This is a genomic window from Amycolatopsis vastitatis (assembly GCF_002234595.1).
GTDB lineage: Bacteria > Actinomycetota > Actinomycetes > Mycobacteriales > Pseudonocardiaceae > Amycolatopsis > Amycolatopsis vastitatis.
The window spans coordinates 1-1079 of sequence record NZ_NMUL01000122.1 but is presented as its reverse complement, the minus strand read 5'-3'; the positions used below and the strand labels follow the sequence as shown (position 1 = coordinate 1079).

Genomic DNA, 1079 nt, shown 5'->3' with positions numbered 1-1079 from the left:
GGGGTTGTTTCATCGTGGTTTGTGCTGGTCAAGATGGGTTGACCCGGTCTGATAACGCTCATCCCGGGCCTGGCCGGGCAGCGTCGCGGACGCTTTGCTCGTGTTGGGTCAGCACGAGCAAAGCCCGCAGCAACGTCGTGGCATGGCGGGTGTCGAGGCGGAGTTTGTCGAGGATGTGCCAGTGTTTGAGGGCGGCGAAGCCGCCCTCCACCGCGCACCGCATCGCCGCGAACGCCGCATTCGCCTGCTTCTGCGCCTTGCTCAACGGCCGCTTTGCCTCGGCCTTGTAGGGGGTCAGCACGATCTGCTCACACGGTCCCTCACAGTCCGGGCAGTCGCGGGTGGTACGGACGTCTTTGTGCCAGCCGTGGAAGCCTTTGTCCCCGGCCGGGGTCAGGTCGTGAGCGTGCAGGCGTTCCCGGATCCGTAGCCGGCGGGAAGCGGTGATGTCGGCGGTCTTGCCCGGCAACGCCGCCGACACCCACAACAACCGGCCGTGTTCGTCGGTCAAGGCAAGCACGACCAGGCCGTGCTGTTTGTGTTTGCCGTTGTAGTTGGCCCGGTTCGCTCGGCCGGTGCGGCGGCGGGTCCGGATCAGGGTGCCGTCCACCAGCACCACCGCCCCGCCCTGGGCGGCCTGGCGACGCAAGACCCGGTTCAGGCGGGTGGCGCGGGCGGCGAGCAGAGAGACGGCTTCCAGCACCCACCGCCGCACCGTGGATGCGGATACGCCCATGCCAGCCCCGAGGTGGGCCAGGCGCGGGTCGTCGCGCAGCACGGCGAGGACGACGAGTGCCTGCTCGGCGGGGGTGGCTTTGCGCCAGCGGGAACGTAGCTGACGGCGGTGGGCGCGGATCAGTTCGGCCAGCATCTGCAGGGTCGGTCGTGAGAGGGAAAGGGTGACCTGGTAGGAAATGGGCTCGAAGCCCTCGGCGGGTTGTTGACTCACATCTCGATCTTGCCGAGGGCTTCACCTGTTTCCGGGTCGCCACGCTGGTCCCGGCGTCTCTTCGTGCCACCACAGGCAACCACCAGGACCTCAGCACCTTCACCAGCCACAACCAGGATGAAACAACCCC

1 protein-coding gene is annotated in these 1079 nt (G+C 67.5%); it reads right to left on the bottom strand.

Annotated features, from left to right (window positions below):
- Positions 1-58: 58 nt before the first annotated feature.
- On the bottom strand, positions 59-871 hold the full coding sequence (locus tag CF165_RS49690; protein WP_205661257.1) for a transposase family protein: 813 nt from the start codon (positions 869-871) through the stop codon (positions 59-61).
- Between the last annotated feature and the right edge of the window lie 208 nt (positions 872-1079).